The following is a 5,892-nucleotide window of genomic DNA, read 5'->3' on the forward strand; positions in this document are numbered from 1 at the left end:
GTCAATGTCTTAACTTAATGACATTGCCCAGCGGGGATGCCTTTTTTGCCAGCACATTAAACAAAAAGCCCGCAGCCAAGTGGCTGCGGGTGAAAAATTATTCGGTTGCGTTTTCTGATGATGAGCTGGCTTCCTCAGCTTGGCTGGACTGACTGGAAGCTGAGCTTGACGAGCTTTGCTCCGCTGAACTGGCGCTTGACGCCTTTTGAGCAGAAGAGCTCGATGATGAATTAGCTTCATCAGCCTGGCTAGAGGAGCTTTGGGCGCTAGACTGACTGCTTTGGTCGTCCGGCGCTGGGCTAGAAGGCTGGTCGTCCTTCTTTGGCGGCTGCTTCTTGTCCTGGCTGGAACTGCTGGATACTGATGACGATTGGTGGGTTGAGATCTTGGAAGCGGCAGTGGTGAAGCCCTTGGCCACTGACCCCACCACAGCCAGGCCCATGATGACCCAGATGCCGTACTTCAAGAACTTGTCCAAGTTGATCTTGTCAAAAAGGTTAAAGATCGACTTCAAGCCGCGGACGCTGTGGCTGTTGGCAACGGCCTTTTGGGCCTTGGCCAGCTTGATCTCAGCTTCCGTCTTCTTTTTCGGTGCTGGCGCCGCAGCCTGCTGGAGTTTTTGCACTGGTGCCGCTTGCTGCGTAGCAGGTGCTTTTGCCTGAGCTGCACTTTTTGTATAAGCATCCAAAAGCTTGGCACCGTCTAGACCCAGCAGGCTAGCATATTGTCTAATATAGCTTCTAACAACTACAGGATTAAGACCAGTAAAGTTATCAGCCTCAATTTGCTGCAGAGTCTTTTCATCAATCTTCAAACTGTGGCTAACGTCAGTAAGCGACAGCTTCTTCTCCAGCCGCTTGCTTTGTAAACTTTTACCGATGGTCAAATTAATCTTCCTCCCTAACCTTAATTTGTTACCAAACTATTTTACGTCAAAAAGCTCTCAAGCAAAAGTCAGGCAGCTTCTCTAACGCCTTTTTTACAAAAGCTTAAGCATTAATTACTAATCTTGCTAAAAAGACGCTGCCTTTAGGCAGCGTCTTAAAATTTATTCACCCTTAAAAGTGCCAGCTTCTACTTCCTTGATGAAGTCAGCCAGGTGCTTGTAGTAAACGTCGGGGTTGTCCACCATGTGGTGGTGACCGCCGTTTGGCGTGGTGACCAGGCGGGAGTTTGGAATCAGCTTCTGCATGGTCTTAGCCGTTTCCAGAGGCATGGTTTCCACTTCGCCGAAGGTCAGCAGGGTTGGCACCTTGATCTTTGGCAATTCGCTTCTAAAGTGCCAGTCCTTCAATTTACCGGTGATGACAAATTCGTTGTCCCCTTGGAAGGCGTTGTAAACGGCAGTGCCGCCCAAGTCGCCCAGGTGGTAGAGCTTAGAAGGCTGCTTGCGGTCAACGAAATTGATGTTCAAGATTTGCACGTCTTCTTGGTAGCGGGAGTTAGCGTAGTCACCCTTTGCTTCGCATTCGTGCATGAAGTCGATTTCCGTTTGCGGCAGCACTTCTTGCCGGCGGCGGTTAACAGCAGCAACGTATTCATCGATATCGTCGACCATGGAGGAGATAATGGCCCCTTTTAAGTGGTCGCCGTACTTAACCGCATATTCTTGGACGAGCAGACCGCCCCAGCTTTGCCCGATTAAGTAGAACTGGTCGATACCCAGCTTTTGTCTAACTTCTTCCACTTCGTCTAAAAAGTATTCGTAAGTCAGGTACTTGTCAGCTACTTCGGGGTCACTGTAGTCTGGCTGGTCAGAATATAGTGACCCCAATTGGTCATACATGTGGACTTCCACGTTCAAGCCTTGCTTTAAGAGCTGCTCATGGGTGTCTTCCCAGTATTCGTGGTTGCCGCCCGGGCCCCCGTGTAAGCAGAGCAGGTGGATTGGGCTTTGCCCCTGGGTGTTGGTCCACAGGTGGTAGCCGTTATCAAGCGTCAAAATAGTCGTGCCTTGTTTCATTTTTTCCTCCTAAAAATCATTGTTAGTCTCTTATTTATTTTACATCTTTACTCTTAGGCTGCCAGGTATTCCTTCATTTTTTCTAGTTCGCTGCTGGCTAAGTCGATGGTGCAGATCCGGTCGATGGCAAAAGGGGCCACCTGGCCAGTGACCGGGTCTTCGATATAGACTTCAGAATCGGTCAAACCTTGAATGTAGCCGGTCATTTCGCCTGGCGCTGCGTAGTCGTCCACGCTGACTAGCTGTTGCCCAGCATTTTGTAAGACTTCCAAGGGGCTTGGTACATGGTCCAGGCTCTGGGCCAGGTGGTCAAGCTTGTTCAGGTCAAAAATCCCCGCCTCTTGGTTCCGGGTGAGCAGGAAGCTGTAGAAGTCGATGACTGGTGACGCCGTGCATTCGTGGATGATATCGTCCCGGTTGACCAGGCAGATGGCTTCTAGCTGCCCGTAGTCGTTGATGCTTTCAAAAAGAAGGTAGTGGTCGTCTTCTAAGAGCACCCGCCCCAGCAGGTAGTTGCCAAAGCGGTCGTCATCCAGCCAGTCCAGGTAGAGCTCAACTAAGTCATAAGGATTGCCAGCGATGTCGCTATCCTGGTATTCGCTCCACATTTTACCCAGGGCCGAATTGATTTCCAGACTGGAGATCTGCTTCATGGGGATGACCGAGTGAATCCGGTCTAAAGCAAAGTTGCCATCAATTTGCCGAATGCGGAGCTCTTCCAAGGTGGCTTCAGTCACAATTCCGCTGTAAATGACGCCGTTATTGAGGGTCACGTTAACGGGAAGCTTTTTAAATAAGGCGGCCTTGCCGGCTTCAAAGAAATTAGACAAGTTGCCCTTTAAAAGCTCCTGGTTGACCGGCATGAGCTGAAAGGGATCAGTCGACTTGCCCTCGTCGATCAGGCGCTGGCAGTAAGCTAGGCTTGGCGACTGCTCCACCATCCCGACCAGGTCCTGGTTGTTGACCAGGATTAGACCACTGGCGTTAGCGTCGTCGTCGAGACCGATTAAGACGGTTAGGTCCTCATTTTGGTAGACCAAGTAGCCTAGGTAGTAAGAGCCTGTCAGGCGGTCAGCTTTGGTATGCAGTTCAACAAGTTTCATAGTGATTCCCCCTATTTTCTACTTTTCTTTGATATTTTTCTTTTTTAAAAAAGCCCTGGCAAAATGCGTCAAGCCCCTTTACCAAAAAATTATTTTCTTACGATTGTCTTAATTATATCAATGCTGGGAGAAAAGGTGATAAAGATTGATATAATTGTAATGAAAGAGAGGGATCCTAACCATGAGTCTCAAATATGCGCCAAAAGGCAAGGTGGCTTTGTTTGCCCTTTTAGCTGCCATCAAGGCCTGCAATGTGTTATTTGTCGCTTACATGCTGAAAGTGATGCTGAACATCGCCTCTTCTGGCAAGAGTGATTATGGCCGCCTGGTCATGTTCGCCGCCTTAACTGCTGGCGGTCAGCTTTTTTTCATGGCCAGCAACTTCATCTATGAAACGACCAAGATGAACATTATCAAAGACGTAAACATGACCTTGAAGAAGGCAAATTTACGCTATTTGGTCGACCAAAATACCCTGGACATCAAGGATGGCTTAAGCTTCATGACTAATGATTTGAAGCAGATTGAAACCAACCGGATTACGGCCCAGCTGGACATGATTTACCAGAGTTTGACCTTCTTTGGCTCGTTGATTTTTGCTTTTTACAATTCCTGGGAGATGACCCTGATCTTCATCGTGGCCACCCTGGCGCCGGCCGCGGTTCAGATGATCACTAGCAAGATCATTACCAAGAAGGCCAAGATTTGGACGGAAAAAAATGCCGTCTATACTCAGTACGTGTCTGACACCTTAAACGGGGCTCAGTCCGCCCGCCTGTACAATGTTCGGACCAATGTGGTTTCCCGGGCAGTTAACGCGGCTCAAGACATGGAAACGGCCTTAAGAAATATGACCTTGACCCAAGCCTGGGCCTTGGAAATTATCTATTCTGTGGCTGAGCTTTTCTGCTTCATCATTCCCTGCACCATCGGCGGGATCATGATGATGCAAGGGCGGCTGGCTGTAGGGTCCTTGGTGATGATGGTGGACCTGGCAGTTAACTTTATTACGCCGGTCGTGACGATTTTTAACGAATTCAACCAGGTTAAGTCAACTGTGCCGATGTGGCAAAGAACTCAGAGATCGCTGAGCTACGTGCAAAAGGCCGACAACTTCCCAGTGGACCACTTCGATGGTCTGAAGATGGAAGACGTCGCTTACGTGACCCGCCACAGCAAGCACGAGATCTTTAGCCATGTTAATATTTCGGTTAAGCCGGGTGAAAAAATCCTCCTCATGGCGCCCTCTGGCTGGGGGAAGACGACGCTGCTCCGCCTTATGCTGGGGATCTATAAGCCCAGCCACGGCGAGATCGAGATCAATGGCGAAGATGTGACGGGCAACTGGCAAAAGGCCCACAACTACTATTCTTACGTTAACCAAAAGCCTTTTATTTTTGACGACACTCTCCGCTTTAACATCACCCTGGGCCGGGAAGTCGACGAAGAGCGCCTTCTCATGGTTTGCCATGAAGCAGGCTTAGATGACCTGATCCAGGATAACGGCCTGGACTACCGGGTTGGGGAAAACGGGAATAATTTATCCGGCGGGCAGATCCAGAGAGTGGAAATCGCCCGTGCACTCTTGTCAGGCCGGCCAATTTTGCTAGCTGATGAAGCTACCAGCGCTCTTGACCCACGGCTTTCTTTAGAAATCCACGAAACCCTCTTGGGCAACCCTAAGGTGGCGGTTGTCGAAGTGGCTCACAAGATTTCTGATGTGGAAAAGGCCATGTTTGATCAGATTATTGTGCTAGACAAGGTTGCTAAAAAAGCAGCAGAGACAGCAGACTAAAAAAGATAAAAGCAAACTCAAACGGTAAAACTCAGTTTTGCCGTTTTTGTTTTTGACGAATATATAATAAAATGTATATAAAATTACTAAAAATAAATTGCTTTTACCCTTGATTTGGAAATGCTTACAGGATATAATAAACTTTGTAAAGTAAATGGACTTAATAAAGTAAATTATGTAATTAATCTGATGATTAAGGAGAATTGATTATGGCAGAACCAAAATGGTTGCAGGACATGAATCCTGAAGAATACTTGAAGGAAGACTTTGAAGCTACTGGCCACAGTCGCTACACTGTTGACGGCTTGGACAAGAACGACCCAGAATGGCTGGACAAGGCGGCTGCTAAGGTTGGCGCTGCTGAAGGCGACGACTACGTTAAGCTTGACTCAGGTCTTTTGACTGTTAACCAACTTAACTGGATGCTGCGCAACACCTTTGGTGAAATGACTTACGTGGACGACAACAACCAATTCTTGTGGTATAACCGTCCACAAGACCCTAACTACAAGATGAAGGCCGGCCGGGTACCAGCGCAAGTTGGTGACACTATGGGCGCCGTTCACCCAGACATCCGCGACGTTATCCCTACTGCCAAGAAGGTTGTTCATGCTTTGCGGACTAAGGAAGGCGGCCACGACGCTGTTTGGATGCCAGTTCCAACCGGTAACTTGACTGAACTCGTTCTTCACTACTACAAGCGCGTTGAAGACGAAGAAGGCAACTACATGGGGATCTATGAATGGGTACAAGACATCTACCCATTTGTGAAGTACTTCTGCGAATCAACTGGCCAAAAGCTGGTTGTTGACTCAGATGCTGCTACTGGTGCAACTTACCGCCGCAACTCAGACCCAGACGCTAAGACTGGTCCTTCAACTAAGGCAGCAGCTGCTGAAGAAGAAAAGAAGGAAGAAAAGCCTGACACTGCAACTGGCGCTTCCCACCACTAATCAATTAATTGAGAAAAATAAAACGACCCTGATGGGTCGTTTTATTTTTGATATGACCCCCGAAATTAGGACACTAAT

General features: G+C 48.4%; 5 protein-coding genes. 2 read left to right on the forward strand and 3 right to left on the reverse strand.

Annotated features, from left to right (window positions below):
• Window positions 1-97 precede the first annotated feature (97 nt).
• The 3 genes from FC20_RS08935 to FC20_RS08945 all read right to left on the reverse strand — a co-directional run bounded on the left by FC20_RS08935 (window position 98) and on the right by FC20_RS08945 (window position 3,066).
• A complete protein-coding gene (locus FC20_RS08935; protein WP_008460570.1) occupies window positions 98-886 on the reverse strand; it encodes a helix-turn-helix domain-containing protein in 789 nt (262 codons plus the stop codon).
• A gap of 162 nt (window positions 887-1,048) precedes the next feature.
• Complete coding sequence (locus FC20_RS08940) at window positions 1,049-1,963, reverse strand: proline-specific peptidase family protein (protein WP_008460571.1); 915 nt, start codon at window positions 1,961-1,963, stop codon at window positions 1,049-1,051.
• Between the two features lie 53 nt (window positions 1,964-2,016).
• A complete protein-coding gene (locus FC20_RS08945) occupies window positions 2,017-3,066 on the reverse strand; it encodes a hypothetical protein (RefSeq protein ID WP_008460572.1) in 1,050 nt (349 codons plus the stop codon).
• A 181-nt stretch (window positions 3,067-3,247) separates the two neighbouring features.
• Between FC20_RS08945 and FC20_RS08950 the strand changes: the two genes are divergently transcribed.
• Both FC20_RS08950 and FC20_RS08955 read left to right on the forward strand, forming a co-directional pair.
• Window positions 3,248-4,861 (forward strand): ABC transporter ATP-binding protein, encoded by a 1,614-nt coding sequence (locus tag FC20_RS08950; protein WP_008460573.1) that lies wholly within the window; start codon window positions 3,248-3,250, stop codon window positions 4,859-4,861.
• Between the two features lie 209 nt (window positions 4,862-5,070).
• The gene (locus FC20_RS08955) at window positions 5,071-5,814 is read left to right on the forward strand and encodes a PAS domain-containing protein (RefSeq protein WP_008460574.1); all 744 of its coding nucleotides are present in this window, start codon (window positions 5,071-5,073) and stop codon (window positions 5,812-5,814) included.
• Window positions 5,815-5,892 lie beyond the last annotated feature (78 nt).

It is taken from the genome of Lactobacillus equicursoris DSM 19284 = JCM 14600 = CIP 110162 (assembly GCF_001434815.1).
GTDB lineage: Bacteria > Bacillota > Bacilli > Lactobacillales > Lactobacillaceae > Lactobacillus > Lactobacillus equicursoris.